At 45.7% G+C, this 19,777-nt stretch carries 15 protein-coding genes; 4 read left to right on the top strand and 11 right to left on the bottom strand.

Annotation, left to right across the window (positions count from 1 at the left end):
• Window positions 1–2 precede the first annotated feature (2 nt).
• The 3 genes from nusA to AC4MBN_RS13110 are packed head-to-tail and all read left to right on the top strand — an operon-like array spanning window position 3 to window position 4,613.
• Entirely contained in the window at window positions 3–1,487 is a 1,485-nt protein-coding gene (gene nusA / locus AC4MBN_RS13120; protein ID WP_004787201.1) for a transcription termination factor NusA, read from the top strand.
• A 10-nt stretch (window positions 1,488–1,497) separates the two neighbouring features.
• On the top strand, window positions 1,498–4,209 hold the full coding sequence (gene infB, locus AC4MBN_RS13115; RefSeq protein ID WP_180011351.1) for a translation initiation factor IF-2: 2,712 nt from the start codon (window positions 1,498–1,500) through the stop codon (window positions 4,207–4,209).
• A complete protein-coding gene (locus AC4MBN_RS13110; protein WP_179992191.1) occupies window positions 4,209–4,613 on the top strand; it encodes a ribosome-binding factor A in 405 nt (134 codons plus the stop codon). Before infB ends, AC4MBN_RS13110 begins: the two co-directional genes overlap by 1 nt.
• A 79-nt stretch (window positions 4,614–4,692) precedes the next feature.
• Here AC4MBN_RS13110 and AC4MBN_RS13105 read toward each other — a convergent pair whose 3' ends face one another.
• The 11 genes from AC4MBN_RS13105 to AC4MBN_RS13055 form a co-directional block, all read right to left on the bottom strand.
• Entirely contained in the window at window positions 4,693–5,091 is a 399-nt protein-coding gene (locus AC4MBN_RS13105) for a Na+/H+ antiporter subunit G (RefSeq protein ID WP_180011354.1), read from the bottom strand.
• A 10-nt stretch (window positions 5,092–5,101) separates the two neighbouring features.
• Window positions 5,102–5,377 carry a monovalent cation/H+ antiporter subunit F gene (locus tag AC4MBN_RS13100; RefSeq protein WP_004787192.1) on the bottom strand — a complete coding sequence of 92 codons (276 nt, stop codon included), beginning with the start codon at window positions 5,375–5,377 and terminating at the stop codon, window positions 5,102–5,104.
• A complete protein-coding gene (locus tag AC4MBN_RS13095; RefSeq protein WP_125278899.1) occupies window positions 5,374–5,892 on the bottom strand; it encodes a Na+/H+ antiporter subunit E in 519 nt (172 codons plus the stop codon). The genes AC4MBN_RS13100 and AC4MBN_RS13095 overlap by 4 nt, the downstream gene beginning before the upstream one ends.
• A complete protein-coding gene (locus tag AC4MBN_RS13090) occupies window positions 5,892–7,700 on the bottom strand; it encodes a monovalent cation/H+ antiporter subunit D (protein WP_491880340.1) in 1,809 nt (602 codons plus the stop codon). The genes AC4MBN_RS13095 and AC4MBN_RS13090 overlap by 1 nt, the downstream gene beginning before the upstream one ends.
• Window positions 7,700–8,065, bottom strand: coding sequence for a Na+/H+ antiporter subunit C (locus tag AC4MBN_RS13085; RefSeq protein WP_004787185.1), 366 nt, complete (start codon window positions 8,063–8,065; stop codon window positions 7,700–7,702). Before AC4MBN_RS13085 ends, AC4MBN_RS13090 begins: the two co-directional genes overlap by 1 nt.
• A 4-nt stretch (window positions 8,066–8,069) precedes the next feature.
• Window positions 8,070–10,907 (bottom strand): monovalent cation/H+ antiporter subunit A, encoded by a 2,838-nt coding sequence (locus tag AC4MBN_RS13080; protein ID WP_419364016.1) that lies wholly within the window; start codon window positions 10,905–10,907, stop codon window positions 8,070–8,072.
• A 437-nt stretch (window positions 10,908–11,344) separates the two neighbouring features.
• Window positions 11,345–12,739 carry an AAA family ATPase gene (locus AC4MBN_RS13075; protein ID WP_491880339.1) on the bottom strand — a complete coding sequence of 465 codons (1,395 nt, stop codon included), beginning with the start codon at window positions 12,737–12,739 and terminating at the stop codon, window positions 11,345–11,347.
• 39 nt (window positions 12,740–12,778) lie between these two features.
• Window positions 12,779–14,281, bottom strand: a complete 1,503-nt coding sequence (locus tag AC4MBN_RS13070; RefSeq protein WP_034590271.1) for an AAA family ATPase — start codon at window positions 14,279–14,281, stop codon at window positions 12,779–12,781.
• 19 nt (window positions 14,282–14,300) lie between these two features.
• Window positions 14,301–15,083, bottom strand: coding sequence for a bifunctional phosphoribosyl-AMP cyclohydrolase/phosphoribosyl-ATP diphosphatase HisIE (gene hisIE / locus AC4MBN_RS13065; protein WP_159122705.1), 783 nt, complete (start codon window positions 15,081–15,083; stop codon window positions 14,301–14,303).
• A gap of 215 nt (window positions 15,084–15,298) precedes the next feature.
• Complete coding sequence (locus AC4MBN_RS13060; RefSeq protein WP_419364021.1) at window positions 15,299–16,186, bottom strand: SDR family NAD(P)-dependent oxidoreductase; 888 nt, start codon at window positions 16,184–16,186, stop codon at window positions 15,299–15,301.
• Window positions 16,187–16,481: 295 nt separating this feature from the next.
• Complete coding sequence (locus AC4MBN_RS13055; RefSeq protein WP_491880338.1) at window positions 16,482–17,759, bottom strand: O-acetylhomoserine aminocarboxypropyltransferase/cysteine synthase family protein; 1,278 nt, start codon at window positions 17,757–17,759, stop codon at window positions 16,482–16,484.
• A gap of 318 nt (window positions 17,760–18,077) precedes the next feature.
• Here AC4MBN_RS13055 and ettA point away from each other — a divergent pair, with 318 nt between their 5' ends.
• The gene (ettA, locus tag AC4MBN_RS13050; protein WP_005233568.1) at window positions 18,078–19,739 is read left to right on the top strand and encodes an energy-dependent translational throttle protein EttA; all 1,662 of its coding nucleotides are present in this window, start codon (window positions 18,078–18,080) and stop codon (window positions 19,737–19,739) included.
• Window positions 19,740–19,777: the final 38 nt, after the last annotated feature.

Raw genomic sequence — 19,777 nt, 5'->3', positions numbered from 1 at the left:
TTATGGCACGTGAAATTCTTACCGTGGTTGAAACGGTTAGTAACGAAAAAGGTGTAAGTCGTGAAGCAATTTTTGAAGCGCTAGAACAAGCTTTGGTTGCAGCGACTAAGAAGAAATTCTACGAGGGGACTCACTCGGAAGAAGCTCGTCTTCGTGTAGAAATTGACCGTAAAACTGGTGATTACCGTACTTTCCGTCAATGGGAAGTGGTGGCTGATGAAGATCATGAAATGCCTGCTTGTCAGGATGCGATCTCTGATGTTGATCCGGCACAATGGTCAATTGGCGATATCCGTGAACTGGAAGTAGAATCAATCGATTTCGGTCGTATTGCTGCTCAGATCGCGAAACAGGTGATTGTACAGAAGATCCGTGAAGCAGAACGTGCACTGGTTGCCGATGCGTATGAATCTAAAGTCGGTGAGCTAATCTACGGTGAAGTGAAAAAACAAACCAAAGATGGTTTTATCATTGACTTGGGTGACAACGCAGAAGCGTATCTGGCTCGTGAAGAGATGATTCCGAAGGAAATCCTTCGTCCGAAACAACGCGTGAATGCGATTCTATATAGCGTTAACCGTGAAGGCCGTGGTGCACAATTATTGTTGTCACGTGCTAAACCGGAAATGCTGATTGCATTGATGAAAAAAGAAATTCCTGAAATTTCTGAAGAAATCATTGAAATTAAGGCCGCAGCTCGTCAACCGGGTGTTCGTGCTAAAATTGCAGTGAAAACCAATGACCACCGTATTGATCCGGTGGGTGCTTGTATTGGTATGCGTGGTACACGTATCCAGGCTGTACAGCAAGAGCTCAATGGCGAGCGTATTGATGTGGTAGTTTGGTCGGATGATCCTGCGCAATATATCGCAAGTGCATTAGAACCAGCAGATGTCTCTAGTATTGTCATCGATGAAGATGCACGTACTGCAGACATCATTTTCGCGACTAGTGATCAGCTAGCTCGTGCAATTGGTTCACAAGGTCAAAACGTTCGTCTGGCATCTGAATTGACTGGCTACAAGCTGGACATGATGCTGGAAGAAGAGTACTACGCACGTCAACAAAGCGAAGCACAAAAATACCTAGACATGTTTGTTACACGTCTGGATATTGCTGAAGATTTGGCGATGGCGTTGGTAGAAATGGGCTTCACCTCGCTTGAAGAAATTGCTTACGTACCGCCAGAAACGTTTGATGAAATCGAACTGGATGCGGAACTGGTTGAACTACTGCAAAGCCGTGCGAAAGAAATTGCACTTGCTGATGCATTACAACAGCAAGAAAACGTACAAGCGCCAAGTGAAGAACTTGTTGCAATGGAAGGCATGACAGCAGAGATCGCGCAAGCTCTCGCAGCTCGTGGTGTGGTAACCGTAGATGACTTAGCTGACCAAGCGACTGATGATATCGAAGATATCGAAGGTCTCGGTGCTGAGAAGGCCGGTCAACTTATTATGAAAGCGCGCGAATCATGGTTTAACTAGGAGGTAGTATATGACGGACAAGTCGATTAAAGAGTTAGCACTCAGCGTGGGTCGCCATGTTGATAAGCTCCTAGAGCAGGTTCGTGAGGCAGGTTTACCACAGCGTAAAGCTGACGATATTATTACCACCGAACAACAAGATCGCTTAATGAATCATGTGAAAAAGACACAAGGTTCAGATGGCCATGCAGGACAAATCACGTTGAAACGTAAAACGACCAGTACTGCTAAAGTGGCAAGTACTTCAGGTAAGGCGAAAACGATTAATGTAGAAGTTCGCAAGAAACATACATTCGTCAAGCCAGACCCGGAACAAATTAAAGCAGAAGCTTTAGCGAAGGCTCAAGCTGAACAGCAAGCGAAAGCAGAAGCTGAACAGAAGTCAGCACCAGCTAAAAAACCTGCTGATGCACCTAAGTCAGGTACAAACAATGCAAGCAAAGCGCTAGAAGCAATGCGTGCAGCTCAGAAACAAGAAACTGAGAAACAGGAAACACCTAAAGCAGCTGTTGTGGTAAAACGCAAATCAACTAATAAACCGATTGTGAAAGCAGCGGTTAAACAAGTTGAAACAGCAGAACAGAAAAAAGCGCGTGAAGCTCAAGCCGCTCAATTAAAAGCAGCTGAAGAAGCAGCACGTCGTAAGGCAGCTGAAGAAGCACAGCAACGTACCCTTGAGCAAATGCGCAAGATGGCGTCGAAGTATTCTTCTGAAGATACCACTGCAACCATTCGTGTGATTGATGATTCTCCACTTGCTGCTGGTCTGGTTGGCCAAGCATATGAAGACTCATTTGCGAAAGAAGACCGCGAAATCAAACGTGGTACTAACACTTCAAATACACGTTCACCGAAAAAAGGTGGTCGTCGTGGTGAAGAGCAGTCTTTCCGTGATAACTCACACAAACGTGGTTTGAAATCTAGCCAAGCGAATAAGCATGGTTTTGAAAAACCAGTGAAAAAACAGGTTTATGACGTTGAAATCGGTGAAACGATTGTCGTTGCTGACCTGGCTGCGAAAATGGCAGTTAAGGTTCGTGAAGTGATCAAGTCACTGATGAAAATGGGTGAACTGGTTACTCAAAACCAGGCGATCGATCAGGAAATCGCGGCACTTGTGGTTGAAGAAATGGGCCATAACCCGGTACTGGTTTCTGAAACTGCAGTTGAAGATAACCTGCTTGAACAGGCTGAAGAAGCACGTGGTGCGCAAACTACTCGTGCGCCAGTTGTTACGATCATGGGTCACGTTGACCATGGTAAAACATCGCTTCTTGACCGTATTCGTCGTGCCAAAGTGGCGCAAGGCGAAGCAGGTGGTATTACCCAGCATATCGGTGCTTACCATGTAACGACTGATAAAGGTATTATCACATTCCTTGATACTCCGGGACACGCAGCATTTACTGCAATGCGTTCACGTGGTGCCAAAGCGACTGATATCGTAGTCCTGGTTGTTGCAGCAGATGATGGTGTGATGCCACAAACTGCAGAAGCAATCGATCATGCTCGTGCAGCGGGTACACCGATCATTGTTGCAATCAACAAGATGGATAAAGACTCAGCTGATCCAGATCGTGTATTGAACGAATTGACCACCAAAGAAATCGTACCTGAAGAATGGGGCGGTGACGTTCCTGTAGCGAAAGTATCTGCACATACTGGTGCCGGTATTGACGAACTTCTTGACCTGATTTTAATTCAGTCTGAATTGCTTGAATTGAAAGCGTCTGAAGAAGGTGCGGCACAAGGTGTTGTGATTGAAGCGCGTGTTGATAAAGGCCGCGGTGCAGTAACTTCTATTCTTGTACAGAACGGTACGTTGAAAGTGGGTGACCTGGTACTTGCTGGTTCATCTTATGGCCGCGTTCGTGCCATGACCGATGAAAACGGTAAACGTATCAAGTCGGCAGGTCCTTCGATTCCAGTCGAAATTCTGGGTCTTCCAGAAGCACCGATGGCAGGTGACGAAGTTCTGGTTGTGAATGACGAGAAGAAAGCACGTGAAGTTGCCGATGCGCGTATGGATCGTGAACGTCAAAAACGTCTTGAACGTCAATCTGCAATGCGTCTTGAAAACATCATGGCGTCTATGGGCAAAAAAGATGTGCCAATCGTCAATGTGGTATTAAAAACTGATGTACGCGGTACATTGGAAGCGCTGCATGTTGCATTGGCTGAGCTTTCAACGGATGAAGTAAAAGTACGTATCATCGGTTCGGGTGTGGGTGCAATTACTGAATCTGACGTCACACTGGCTGAATCTTCAGAAGCAGTTCTTCTTGGCTTTAACGTACGTGCTGACAATACTGCACGTCAAAAAGCAGATGCAGACAGTATCGACATTCGTTACTACTCAGTGATCTATCAATTGATTGATGACGTGAAAGCAGCGATGAGCGGTAAACTTGCTCCTGAACACCGTGAAACGATCTTGGGTGTTGCTCAAGTACGTGAAGTGTTCCACTCAAGCAAATTCGGTGCTGCAGCAGGCTGTATGGTACTTGAAGGCGTATTACACCGTAATAAACCGATTCGCGTATTACGTGATGACGTGGTGATCTTCCAGGGCGAGCTAGAATCTCTTCGTCGCTACAAAGAAGTGGTGGAAGAAGTTCGTGCCGGTATGGAATGTGGTCTTGCGGTGAAAGGCTATAAAGACATCAAACCTCTCGATAAGATCGAAGTGTATGATGTGCAATTGATTAAACGGAGTCTTTAATGGCGGGTAGTCAACGTCTGAAGCGTATGGCGGATACGGTACAACGCGAGTTGTCTGAACTGATCCGTCAGGAGCTGAAAGATCCACGTCTGGGTGGTCTGGTGACCATCTCAGCCGTGAAGGTGAGCCCAGACTTAGGATATGCAGAAGTTTATGTCACAGTAATGGGTCGTGAACTTGGTGATGAGCAAAGTGAAGCGGCAAATAAAGAAACACTCGATGTCCTGAATAAGGCATCTGGGTTCCTGCGCCATGAACTGAGCCGTCGGATCAAGACACGTATTACACCTCGTCTACGTTTCCATTACGACAAAACCAATGCATATGGTAACTATATGTTTGGTCTGATTGCTGAAGCAGTGAAGGATTTACCTCCTGCTGACGACAAGAAAGATGAAGAATAAGCTTTTATAAAGCGCAATAAAAAAGCCACCTTAGGGTGGCTTTTTTATTGCTGAACTTTTAAGTAGAACTGGCTAACTATTACTTTGAATCTTGATCATTCATTTTCTTTTCATAAAATGCACGACGGCGGGTTTTCTGCCAAGGTAATGGACGTTCCAGCGTTTCTGGCACTTCACCACTCATCGAGCGCAAACGTAAATGCAAGGCCGCTTGCGCCATCAGGTTGGCAGATACCGGTGCAGTAATAAAGGCAAATAGGGTAATTAGTATTTCAGCAAAACCTAAACGACCATAGATAGCCGAAAAAATAATAGAAGCGATCAGAAAGCTTCCCAGGCCTAAGGTACTGGATTTAGTCGGTGCATGCAGACGCATAAACAGGTCAGGTAGACGTATCATCCCAATGCCACCCACCAGCATAAAAAACGCGCCAATCAATAAAAAAATCGAAACTAGTATTTCTAAAATTAAAGGCATTTAAAAACTCCTAGTCGATGACATGGCCAGTAGTGAAATAGCGGGCAAGGGCAGCGGTAGAGACAAAACCTAGCATAGCCACCAGTAGGGCACCTTCAAACATAAAGGTACTGCTCCAGTAGATTCCCAGAATCACCACCAGACAGGTTGCATTCAAAAACAGGGTATCTAATGCTAGGAGACGGTCAACAATTGAAGGGCCCATGACCAGCCGGATCAGACACAGCAACATGGAGATCGTGACAGCACCCAGACAAATCAGCAATGCATATGGCAGAATGGTCATGCTTCAGCTCCTGATTGTGCGCTAAAAATTTTAATCAATGGTTGTTCATAGCGCTGTTTAATAGTTTCAATTTCGGCCTCTTCATCATCCGTACTTAAGGCATGCACCAGAATATCGCCACGGTCCTGATCAATCCCCGCAGAAACTGTGCCAGGTGTGGTGGTAATGATCATTGCTAGCAAAGTATTTACTTCTTCATGCTCGGTATCCAGAGGTACCCGGAACCATTTGGGATGCAGATTTTTGGTCGGTCCCAGAACCAGAATCGCAACTTTAATATTGGCGACAATGATGTCCCAAACGACGACCCAAAATAGACGCATCGCCGGGATCCATCGGATATTCGGCGTGTAATCAATAAAAGGAGCGACCATTCGTGGAATCAAGATGGCCAGAAATATTGCCATGAGCAGTGTGCCGGCTTCCATATTATGGGCTAGCATGACCCAGCTCATCGCCACAATGACCGAAACGAAAGGATGTGGGAACCAGCGTTGAAGTAATGATTCAGCCATTAAAGTCCCTCCGCCGGTTTAAGTTGATTGTCGTCGTATTTGTTCTGTTCAATATACTGCTTATCAATCTGACGCTGTTTAAATTCAGAAATATGATCGCCATTTAAGGTATTTTCTGAAATGACATAAGGAATCAGGTGCGCATTTGGATCAGGCGTTTCACCACCGTATTTGGTTTCTGGTAAATAACCCGGATCAAATGGCTGTACACTAATAAACTTACCTTCAGCATCACGTTTTAACAGTGCGGCTTCATAAATCGGATTGGTTTTAATCTGTGCTGCGGTCTGATAATTATATTGATAGATCGGTGCAGCAAAAACAACGTAGGCTGTCAAACTGAGCAATAACAGATAAATAACCCGGTCATTTCGTGCCGGTGCCTTGCTGGGTAAGGCTTCATACTTGCTAAATTCTTCAGTATTTTCATCCTGTTCCGGTCGGCTTGAACGCCAGAACAGAATAAAACCGACCCGGGTAAAAGCCAGAATACTGAGTAAGCTGACCAGTAGAACCGTAAAGATAATCAGCATTTGATGCTCAGACTGTCCTGAAGCTTGCAGAATAAACACCTTACCGAAGAAGCCGCTGAAAGGTGGTAAGCCGGCCATCATCAAGGCAATGATGAAATATACAATGGAAACCAAAGTATTCTGTTTCATCTGTGGGGCAATTTTAAAGTGATCTTTAAATTCACCGCGTTGTGAGGTAATCCAGCCACACAGAATATAAAATGCCGCGCCAATTAGGGTGCTGTGCACCATGTAATACAGTGCACCTGCCCAGGCCTGAGTGCTATTCATCGCAATGGCAATCAAAATAGTCCCAACTGAAGACAGCACCATAAAGCCGACAAAACGACGCAGGCGTTCGGTACCAATTGCACCGATTACCCCATAGACCGAAGTAATCAGACCAATCACCAGCAGACAGTTCATCAGAATCTGGTAGCTATATTCATCATCAAATACAGTGCCATTGACCCGGATAATCGCGTAGATCCCGACTTTGGTCATGATGGTAAACAGGGCAGCCACCGGAGTAGTCGCAACAGCATACGTTTTAGGAAGCCACAGGCCTACCGGTAACATGGCTGCCTTGATCCCGAACACCACAAATAGCATCAGTCCGCCTGCAACGGCCAGCTTATGTTCATCGCCTGCCAAAGTTGGCATCAGGCGGGCAACATCAGCCATATTCAGGCTGCCGACACTGCCATAAATCATCCCGAGTCCGATCAGGAACATAGCAGAAGCGAGCAGGTTAATAGCCACATAATGCACACCGAGCTGGAAGCGTGCCTTGCCTTGCCCATGCAAAAGTAGAACATAGGAGGCCATTAACAGGATCTCGAAGAACACGAACAGGTTAAACAAGTCACCGGTCAGGAAGGCACCACTAAGCCCCATTAATAGAAAATGGACCATGGCGTGGAAATAGCGCCCGCGAATATCCCATTCTTTGCTGGCATACCAAACGATTGGCAAAGCGAGTGTATAGGTCAGTACCAGCATCAAGGCAGAGAGTTGGTCCAAGACCAGTACAATACCAAAAGGGGCGGCCCATTCACTTAAAGTGTAGACACTGATCTGCCCTTGGCTGCTATTGATCAGATAGCCAACCGCCATAATCAAACCCAATAGGGTCGAAATATGACTCACGCCACGACGCCACGGCTGACGCCAGTCGGTAATCAGAGAACCGGAACCCGGGTTACCCAACAGTACTAAAATAAAGGCAGTAAAAGCCGGTAAAAGAATACTGAAAATAGGAGTGTGTTGATTCAAGAAGTTGAGAAGATCAGTCATTACGGCTCATCCTCACGTGGGTCATGTTGCGGTATCTCTTCTTTGGAATCAACGTGATCTGTTCCTGATTCATAACGGCTACGTAAGGCCAGCTGTACAATAAAGGCGGTGGTGGCAAAACCGATTACAATGGCGGTCAGCACTAGCGCCTGAGGTAAAGGGTCGGTGACCTGCGTGGCTTCGGTGAGCACTGCAGGCGAATTCATCTGAATACGACCCATGGCAAATAAAAACAGGTTCACTGCATAACCAATCATGGCCAGTCCGAGGACGACCGGAAAGGTACGTGCCCGCAGAATCAAATAGATCCCGGTGGCAGTGAGTAGGCCAATTGCTGAGGCTAATAAAAGTTCTAAACTAATCATTCTATTATCCTCTTGGTACTGGGCCAGTCATACTTGAGTGACGGGAGTCACCCAGAACGGAAATCATCAGCATGGTCGCCCCGACTACGGTGACATAGACACCGACATCAAATAGCGCAGCAGAAGCGAGATGCATATCACCAAGTAATGGCGGATGGACATGAATATGGGCACTGGTCAGGAATGGACGTGACCAGAACCAGGCTGCAATACCAGTTAGGCCTGCAATAGTCAGGCCGACGCCAATCCAGATTTCATAGAGACGTCCAGATTTAGCTCCCAGCATTTTTTCTGCATGGTCTTGACCAATGGCAACGTATTGAATGATCAATGCTAATGAGGTAACCAGACCGGCAATAAAACCGCCACCTGGAAGATTATGGCCGCGCATAAAGATATACAGACTCACCACCAGTGCTACCGGTAAAATCCATGATGCTGTAATACGCAGCATCAAAGGGGAGGGGTTAAAACGGTAAGTCAGGCCTTGGGTAATGGTGGTGCCATGAGCACGCATACCGTCCATCAGGCTCAGCACACCGATTGCGGCAATCCCGAGTACGGTAATCTCGCCGAAGGTATCGAAACCACGGAAATCGACCAGAATTACGTTGACGACATTTGTGCCGCCACCAAGCGGAATCGATTGTTGGATGAAGAACCAGGAAATTGAATTATGGTCACGCGTCATAATCAGCCAGGCAACCGTTGCAATTCCTAGACCTCCGCAGACCGCAATCACTGCATCTCGCCAGCGTCGGGTTGGGCTGGATTCATAAGGCGTGAGTTGTGGCAGTAGAGACAGGCTCATTAGTAGCAGAACCGTCGTTACTACATCGACTGTAATCTGGGTCAAAGCCAGATCGGGTGCCGAGAAACCAATGAAAACCATGGTGACGACCAGACCGACCGCACCACTGATCAGGATGGCCTTAATCCGTTCATGATGGAACCACAGCATCATCCAGCAGGCTGAGAACAGTAATAACCATAGAACGATGGCCAGAACTGGTGCATGGGTCAGTTCGCGGCTACCGGTGTCGATCCCATTGACGATGAGTGGGTAACCCACCAGACCAATGGTAAACAGCACAATCCATAAAATATAACTTTGCAGTTTGCCATTTTCAGTCGCACGGCGGAAACGTCTTGAATTTATTAACAGATTTTTCAGGAACAGATCAAATAGTACACGACCTTGCAGTTTGCCCAGTTTCGGATCCAGATCAATTTCCCGGATTGCGCCGCCTTTGGCCAGTGCAAAATAGAAAATCGCACCGCCGAATATCGCAATGATACTCATCACCAAAGGCAGATTAATACCGTGCCAGAGGGCGAGGTGAGTTCCTTCAAAGGCGAAATTCTGGGTTGACGCTTGTGTGGTGCTATTTACAATCTTTTCGACCAGTAATCCTGGTAACAGGCCGACTGCGATACACAGGAAAGCCAGTAAAATAGCTGGTGCACGCATACCAAATGGCGGCTCATGCGCATCTTTATTTGGAACTTGCTGGCCTAAGGGGCCATCAAAAAACACGCCATGTACCAGGCGAATCGAATAGGCGACAGCGAAAATCCCGGCCAGTGTTCCTGCAATGGCAGCACCGACCATCACTGGTCCACTTAAGTTTGCGACCAGTTCGGTAAAGAACATTTCCTTGGACAAGAAACCATTGGTTAATGGAATACCTGCCATGGAGGCGGCGGTGATCATGGTCAGTGTTGCGGTGAAAGGCAGCATTTGCCAAAGACCAGACAATTTTCGCAGATCCCGGGTACCGGATTCATGGTCAATGATCCCGGCAATCATGAACAAGGCAGCTTTAAAGGTTGCATGGTTAATGATATGGAAAATTGCTGCTGCCACAGCCAGTGGTGAGCCAATACCCAGCAGACACATGATCAGGCCGAGATGGCTAATAGTTGAATAGGCCAACAGACCTTTCAGATCCTCTTTAAAAATGGCAAAGAACGCTGCCACACACAGGGTAAATAACCCGATAAAAGTAACAATATTATGAAACAGTGCCGCGCCTGCAAAAATTGGCAATAAACGTGCGACTAAAAATAGGCCCGCTTTGACCATGGTGGCAGAGTGCAGATAGGCAGATACCGGCGTCGGTGCGGCCATGGCGTTTGGTAGCCAGAAGTGAAACGGGAACTGCGCACTTTTGGTAAAAGCACCGAGTAAAATTAATAATAATGTCGGTACAAATAGGGCATGTGCCTGAATCTGTTCGCCCATCATCAGGATCTGGTCAATCTGATAGGTACCTGTCATCTGTCCGAGCAGAATAAAACCACCCAGCATAGATAAGCCACCCATGCCGGTAATGGTCAGAGCCATGCGTGAGCCGCGTTGAGCCGCTTCATAATTGCTCCAGTAACCGACCAGCAGGAAGGAGGAAATACTGGTGAGTTCCCAGAAAATCAGGAGAATCAGAAGATTATTAGACAAGGAAATGCCGAGCATCGCTGCCATAAACAGCATCAGCAGGAAATAGAGTTTACTCAGGGAGTTTTTAGGGCTGAGATAATAATAGGCATAGATATAAATCAGGGTGCCAATTCCACTAATCAGCAGAGCAAACAGCATGCCCAAAGCATCCAGCCGGAAACTGAAATCGATTCCAAGCTGGGGTAGCCAGGACCAGGTCTGGGTAATTACCGTTCCATTAAATACAGCAGGCGCCTGACTCAACAGTAATAAGAAACTGCTGAGGCTGACGGCAATTGCTCCTAAAGCCGTTACCCCGCGTGAAAATTGCTTCAGCCACGAGACAAGGGTTGTGCCTAATACTAACGGTAACAATATAATAATTGGCAGCACACTCGTATCCATTGTCGTGATATAGGTTAAGGTCAACCTAGGGTGAATCTTTATCTTTCAAGGATTACAGGACCGCAAAGAGCGACCCAAAACTTCTCGATCTTGAAAGCCAGAATGATATTCAAACAGAATAAAACAGTTGTATTGCGCAACTTATAAACGATAGCAAATTCCGATTTTACAACGAAAATTGCAAGTAAAACCGATCATATTACAGGATAACCACAACATCAATGTTTTTATGTAGAACTTGTAGATTATACGTAAGCTTGGTTTTGATATGGGGTGCATGCTTGAACATCTCGTACAAATTTGACCGAAAATAAAGATCAAACTCCCTGCATTTATTGATAAAAATTTATAACTTCTTGATCAGGAATGCAGAAAATCAAAACCTATTCTTGCATCCTGATTTTAATTTTTAAATTGCATTATCGTTTCAGCACTATTTAAGAAGATTGAGGCAGACTTTGTGAATTATCCTGACTCAACAGTTGTAAAAGTTCTTGCTGCTGTTCTGCACTTAACTGATCCTGAATCAGTTGCAAAACAGACTGAGCCGTCAGGTTGACTGTTTCTGGTTCCTGAAGTGCATCTTCAACTTTTTCTATATCTGAATGATTCTGGCTAATCTCAAGCGGCAACTCTGCATAGAGATGATCATATTGAACCTGCATTGGATTCAGATGGATGGGATGCAGCTGTTTATTTTCCAGTTTTAGACACTGAAAATCCTGAGCCTGTTCCAGCAATTCCGGCCGGTTTCCAGTGGCAATAATCTGCAAGTTAGGAAACGCCTGATGCAGACGCGGTAAAATGACGGCAGCCATGTCCTGATCCAGTTGATGATCAATTTCATCAATCATTAAGATGCCAGTACCTTCCTGACAGGGAAATAAGCTGTGCGGATTAAGCAGACAAAGGCGCCGTACAATATCTCCCACCAGTGCAATCCAGTTCCGGATACTGCTCGACAACTGCTGAAAGCTAAAGGTGTGATCCTGATAACGCACCATCAATTGCAGTTTGGGCTGGTAATCGAGATAAATCTGGCTAAGTTCTGGTAGTACAATGGATAGAGCTTCACGCAAGGCAGTTAAGCTCGGTGTATGCATATGCGCTTTGGCTTTTTCAATTTGCTGGGCCAGTTGATCTGCCTGTATATCATCCGATTGCTGTAGTGCCTGATCTAGAATCTGGTCAATGATCTTGGCACTTTGTGCATTTTCAATATCACTAACTTCACGAAACCATTCAAAGAAACGCGCAAAAGTCGTAAAAGGAATGGCGGTAATTTCATAAGCATGCGCAGTCTGAAAAATGGCCTGATTATTTTTGCTGAGTAAATTGATTTCATTGACGAAGCGTTCAGCCGGATAGTAGGCGACCATAGGCAGACCGAGCAAAGGGTCATGTTGCCTTGCCTTCTGATAAAGATTCACCATGGCATCGAGTTGCTGGGTTTCTGCTTTGGCAAAGCCAATTCCCTGACTATTTAAGGTTTTATATAACTGCCAGGAACAAGATTGGGCAGGGGCCGCTTCTCCCTGTGCTGATTCAGGAAATGATCCCAAATCATCAGGAAAACGCACCAGGATATCAATTTTGGATTGCAGACGATTTTGCAGGATATCCTGATCCAGCATACTTAAACCTGCGGTACGCAAGTCACGAAAACGTGCAGAAAACCAGGTCAAAGCCTGATAACTTAAGCGCAGCAAGGTAGTTTTACCGGAACCCTGATCACCCAAAATTAAAGTCACAGGTGATTTTTGCAGATCAAAATCGAGCTGGATATTAGAAAAGAGCAGAGCATGTTTGAGTTGTATTTTTTCGATGTGCATGGATCACCTGTAGTGTGATTTTTACATCTATGTTTTACCTTAGCCGACGGCTTGGCGCAGTGACTGTGGCATCCTGATTTTCAGTTGTTGAATGAGGTCATAAATGTGATGAATATTTAAGCTTACTTTAGCACGAGTACAGGCCACGTACAGCAGACGTAACTCTTCGTCACTAATTTTATGGTCTTTCTCATTCAGCTTGAACTGGTAGTCATCTTCAATATGCACACGATCCCATTCCAGACCTTTGGCCTTATGTGCGGTAGAGATGATGTAGTCCGCTTGCCCAATCGGCGTGATTTTGGCGAGAGCAGTTTTCAGGGGATCAGTACCATGTTCATCGACCAGTTTGACTAAAGGCTTGATATCACTGCCTTCATTGGTCTCACAGTATTCGTGTACATCATGCCAGGAATTAAACCAGGCCAGTTCAGGTACATCAACCACACGTTTGCCCTGTTTCAGCATCGCAGCGGCATCAACAAAACGGTTTAATTTGACATGATCCGCTTGCAGGCTGACTTTATCGCCACGTACTAAACCGGCAAGTAATAGTTCCATAGCACGCGCATTGGTCCGGCATAGAATCGCATCGCGTAATTTAGTGTGCGGTTTATTGACGACTTTGGAGTTTAAGTGCGGATTACCGAGTAGGGGCACGGTTTCATTCAATGCTCCCAAAATCGCATTGGCATTTAACGCAATTTCAGGCCCGAAACGGAATGAAGTGGTCAGACGAGATTCGGGTAACGGCAGCTGCTGCATGGCATTCACTGCGCCACGCCAGGCATAAATCTGCTGATGCGCATCGCCGACATAGATGACCTGAGTGCTACGCTGTTTCAGCAAAATTCCTAGCATCAGTGGGTCGGCATCCTGTGCTTCATCAAACAGCACATAGTCGGCAGGAATATTGGGCTCAGACAATGCCCAAAGTTTCAGGTAAATATCATGCCCAATCCCGGCCTGATGATTGGGATCAATTGACTCTAACCAACGCCGTTCAACTGCTGGATAAAGTTTCTTTTGCAATGCTTCAATATCATCTGGGTGTAGCCAGCTCGGTGCCTGAATATGTCGCGGGGCGGGATATTGCGAACTGGTCGAGCAGAAATAGCCGACTGCGTTCGCAACCAGACTGGCCAGACGCGAAGGCATCAGCACATATTTTTCATAACGTCCGCCCATCATCCGGCGCAAGGTCATCGGTTCAAGGCGATATTCTTTGGCAATAAAGCTTGGACTTAAACGCGGTAGGCGTAGTTTATCCGTGACTCCACGTGGAACACTGCGAAAAGCCAGGGAGTGAAACGTTCGGCAGTCCACACCCCGATGAAACTTGTTTTGTGCTTCCGAGGCAATCGATTTATTAAATGCCAGATACATACCGCGCCGTTCCGGCATGGCATCACTGATCATTTGCAGGGTCGTGGTTTTACCTGTGCCCGCATAGGCAATGACTTTAAAAGATTTTCCCAGACGTGCGTTATCAATGGCAGTTGCCTGCTCATAGGTCGCTTTGGGTTTTTGCAGATCAGACACAGGTAGATTCATTCACGATTTAATGTTGGCGATTGGCTTTTTCAACCAGACCGGATAGACCCTGACGGCGTGCCAGTTCATTCAGGACCAGTTGCGGATCCAGGTCGAAGTAACCGAGCATCACAATGGTATGGAACCATAGATCAGCCACTTCATAGATCAGGTCATTCTTGTTGTCTTCAGAGGCTTCAGTTTTGAAATCTTTAGCCGCGATCACGGTTTCAAAGCTTTCTTCACCGACTTTTTCCAGAATCTTGTTTAAACCTTTATGGTACAGCTTGGCCACATAAGAGGATTCCGGATCAGCTTTCTTACGCTCTGCCATCATCTCGCCCAAGTATGACAATACTTCAACCTGTTCAGACTGAGCGGTTGAGGCATTCATGGCAAGGGTATGTGGATTTGTTGATTTTTCACCGTAAATCGCAGCAGGATCTTTGATTTGTGCATCCACAATTTCCCAGCCATTTGGTGTCAGTTTACGGTAGAAACATGATTCACGGCCAGTATGACAAGCAATGCCACCATGCTGTTCAATCTGTAAAATAATCACGTCCGCATCACAGTCCAGACGGATTTCATGCACAGTCTGGAAATGACCAGATTCTTCGCCCTTATGCCATAACTTGTTGCGCGAACGGGAGAAATATACCGCCTGATTTTTTTCAGCAGTTAAAGCCAGCGCTTCACGATTCATCCAGGCGACCATCAATACACGACCAGTTTGATGGTGCTGGGCAATGGCAGGGATCAGACCTTGTTCGTTAAATTTTACTTCATCGAGCCATTGCACGTTGTTCATAAGGGTTTCCATTAATTGAATCAGAATATAAAAAGATGGATAGGAAATATCCGTCCATAGTGTACGTGATCTCGTCGCATTTGCGGCAAAAATCTGTGCCTGAAAAGACAGGATGTGTCGTTAGGCACATTCAAATTATAAACCTGAGCGGTTGAATCTCTAAAGTGCAGAAATAAAATAGCCGCCCTTAGGCGGCCGAAATATTCTTGAAGAAATTACCAGTGCTCGCCCGGGAAGATCCGTGCATAGGCCTTTTGTACCCAGTTCAGTTTTTGCGGCTGACCCACTGATGCTGAAGAGCTTGGGAACAGGTTATAACCGATCGACATCAGGACATTGTTGATGTCTGGTGCAATCGCATAGGTAATCGAAGCCAAGCGTCCCAGATGGGTCGCCACTTTCTTCGGACGTTTCACAATCGCATAAGCAATCAGTTCGGCTGCCTGTTCCGGAGACAGGGTAGGCACATATTTATAGATCTTGGTTGGTGCGATCATTGGTGTACGAACCAAAGGCATATAAATCGAAGTGATCGCAATTTTATGTGAATGGACTTCTGCAGACAGACAGCGGCTGAAAGCATCCAGTGCGGCTTTAGATGCGACATAAGCCGAGAAGCGGGTGGCATTCGCCAATACCCCAATCGAGCTGATATTGATGATATGGCCTGCACGGCGAATCATCATTTGCGGCAGGATATTCATCACCAGACGTACAGCACCAAAATAATTTAGCTGCATGGTACGTTCAAAATCATGAAAACGATCCACTGATTCATGCACCGCACGGCGAATCGAGCGGCCCGCATTGTTAATCAGGATGTCGATATGATCGACTGAAGCAATAATCTGTTTGGACACTTCATCAATGGATTCCATATTATTGAGATCACATGGAAATACTGAAGCTTTACCGCCTTTGGATTCAATTTCTTTTTTTACTTGTTCTAGGGTGTCTTTGGTACGCGCGACCAGTAAAACATGTGCGCCAGCATCTGCCAGCTGATGTGCTGTCGTTAAACCTATACCACTGGATGCGCCTGTAATAAGGACAGTTTTACCTGCAATACGTTTTTCCAATTGTTTCTGTAGTCTAGTTTTCACGTTTGTTATCCCTAATTTGAAGACTGCGTTCAAATTATTTTTATTAAAAAATCAAAGATGGCTCTAACAGAGATAAGAGCGAAGATGAGTACTAATATGATAACCAATTATTTAAGAAAATCTATACATTAAACTATTGAAAATAAAATAAAAATTAGAGTAATTGCTCTATTTGTGTTCGCCGTTTCAATTGATTTTTATCATGAAAATAAATCACAAAGCAAGTGATTGTATTCAAAAAATAAATAAAAAAACTCCAGCATTTTTGCTGGAGTTTTCTGCTTTAAAATGAGGCTTAAACTGCTGCGAGAGAGTGGTCCAGATCCGCAATCAGGTCATCAATGTGTTCAATTCCGATTGATAAACGAACCATATCTTCACTTACACCAGCCGATTTGAGCTCTTCAGGATTAAGCTGGCGGTGGGTGGTGGTTGCCGGGTGGCAGGCCAGACTCTTGGCATCCCCAATATTGACCAGACGGGTGAACAGTTGCAGGGCATCGATAAAACGGGCACCGCCTTCACGGCCACCTTCTACACCAAAAGTCAGAATGGCAGACGGTTTACCTTTCACATATTTTTGTGCCAAAGCATGCTGCGGGTGATCTTTCAGACCGGCATAATTGACCCATTTTACTTTCGGATGTTGTTGTAAATATTCTGCAACCTTCAGCGCATTTTCTGTGTGACGTTCCATACGCAGGCTCAAAGTTTCCAAGCCTTGCAGAATTAAAAATACATTTTGTGGGCTGATCGCTGCCCCGGTATTACGCAGAGGTACGACACGAGCACGCGCGATATACGCCGCTTCACCTAAAGCTTCGACATAATTCACACCATGATAACTCGGATCCGGTGTATTCAAAGCAGGGAAACGCTCGGCATGTTGCCCCCATGGGAACTTGCCACTATCCACGATAATGCCGCCAATCGAATTCCCATGACCACCAATATATTTGGTCAGTGAATGCACCACGATGTCGGCACCGAAATCAAAAGATTTCTGTAGAACTGGGGTCGCTACAGTATTGTCGACGATGACTGGTACGCCATATTCATGGGCAATCTTGGAAATCGCTTCGAGGTCAATAATATTGCCCAGCGGGTTGCCGATTGATTCCACAAAAACCAGTTTGGTTTTGCCGTCAATCAGATTACGTAGAGCTTCCGGATCTTGATAGTCAAAGAAACGAACTTCGATCCCTTGTTTAGGCAGGGTATGTGCAAACAGGTTATAAGTGCCGCCATATAAAGTAGACACCGAAGCAATATTGTCACCCGCTTCAGCAATGGTCTGAATCGCATAGGTAATCGCAGCCATACCTGAAGCTAAAGCCAGCGCACCAATACCACCTTCCAGAGCTGCAATACGTTGTTCCAGCACTGCCGTGGTTGGGTTCATGATGCGGGTATAGATATTGCCCTGAACTTTTAGGTCAAACAGATCGGCACCGTGCTGAGTATTGTCAAAGGCATATGAGGTGGTTTGATAAATGGGAACCGCAACAGCTTTAGTGGTAGGTTCCGGGCTATAGCCTGCGTGAATCGCTAAAGTTTCTGCTTTATAAGTCATGATCGTTGGTCTTCTTGTGTTTTTAGCTGTAATGAAACTGCTCAAATATTAACACTTGAAATATGAAGAAAAGTGCATATTTATTCAAATGAATATCTTAATTAACGATATAGCATCAGCAAAATAATGCAAGTTTAGGTGTCAGAAATACTGTTTGAAAAATAAACAGGATTAAACTTGTAACAAGGCATTAACTTCACGTGAATGGCTTATGTTTTGAAGACTTTCTGCGTATAATAGCCGATTATTTTTTCGCTCATGATTGAGCAGGGGAAGTTTGTTTCTTCCCCATTTGGTTTTTCAATTGAGGAGTCCTACGTGGCCCAATATATTTATACGATGAACCGAGTGTCCAAGATGGTTCCGCCAAAGCGCGAAATCCTCAAGGATATCTCCTTATCATTTTTCCCAGGCGCAAAAATTGGTGTGCTTGGTCTGAACGGTGCAGGTAAATCTACTTTGCTTCGTATTATGGCGGGCGTAGATAAGGATTTCTCTGGTGAAGCACGTGCGCAACCGGGTATCAAAATCGGTTACCTCGAGCAAGAACCACCACTTGATCCAACCAAAGACGTTCGTGGCAACGTTGAAGACGGCGTACGTGAAGCACTTGATGCATTAGAACGCCTTGATCAGGTATTTGCAGACTATGCAGATCCAGATGCAGACTTCGATGCACTAGCAAAAGAGCAAGAAAAACTGGAAGCGATTATCCAGACTTGGGATGCGCATAACCTGAATAACCAGTTGGAACAGGCTGCAGCAGCATTAAATCTGCCTGCATGGGATGCAGATGTAACCATGCTTTCAGGTGGTGAACGCCGTCGTGTTGCATTATGTCGTTTACTGCTGTCTAAACCAGACATGCTGCTTCTCGACGAACCGACCAACCACTTGGATGCAGAATCTGTATCTTGGCTGGAACGCTTCCTGAAAGACTTCCCGGGCACTATCGTGGCGATTACGCACGACCGTTATTTCCTGGATAACGTAGCCGAGTGGATTCTGGAGCTTGACCGCGGACATGGTATTCCTTACCAAGGTAACTATTCTTCTTGGCTGGAACAGAAAAATGCGCGTTTAGAACAAGAGAACAAGCAGGAAGAATCGTTTGCTAAAGCATTGAAAAAAGAACTTGAATGGGTTCGTTCAAATGCGAAAGGCCAGCAGAAGAAAAACAAAGCACGTATGGAGCGTTTCGAAGAGCTTAACTCTCGCGAATTCCAGCAACGTAATGAAACTTCTGAAATCTATATTCCGCCTGGTCCACGTCTGGGCAACAAGGTGGTTGAAGTTGAAGGGATCAGCAAATCGTTTGGTGACAAACTGCTGTATAAAGACTTGTCTTTCACAGTACCACCAACAGCGATTGTCGGTATCGTAGGTCCAAACGGTGCAGGTAAAACTACATTGTTCCGTATGATGACGGGCGAACAGCAACCCGATACTGGTACAGTGACTTTGGGTGATTCTGTAAAAGTTGCTTATGTGGGTCAGATTCGTGACACCCTGGATGACAATAAAACCGTTTGGGAAGAAGTGTCTGGCGGTCTGGATATCCTGAAAGTAGGCGATTACGAAATTGCATCTCGTGCTTACATCGGTCGCTTCAACTTTAAAGGCCAAGATCAGCAAAAACGCGTAGGTGAATTGTCAGGTGGTGAGCGTAACCGTTTACAACTTGCGAAAATCCTGCAACAAGGTGCGAACGTAATCCTGCTCGATGAACCATCAAACGACTTGGACGTAGAAACTTTACGTGCGTTAGAAGATGCAATTCTGGTCTTCCCGGGCTGTGTGATGGTGGTATCGCATGACCGCTGGTTCTTGGACCGTATTGCGACTCACATCTTGTCATTTGAAGATGAGACTCCAGAATTCTTCACCGGTAACTATACCGAGTTTGAAGAATATCGCCGTAAGAAATATGGCGATGATCTGGCAGCGAAGCGTCAGAAATACCGCAAAATTGGTGCTTAATCCAAGCGCATAAAAAAACCAGCCTTTGGGCTGGTTTT

The organism is Acinetobacter sp. CAU_H_60, assembly GCF_058599385.1.
This window is presented reverse-complemented; position numbering and strand designations above follow the sequence as displayed.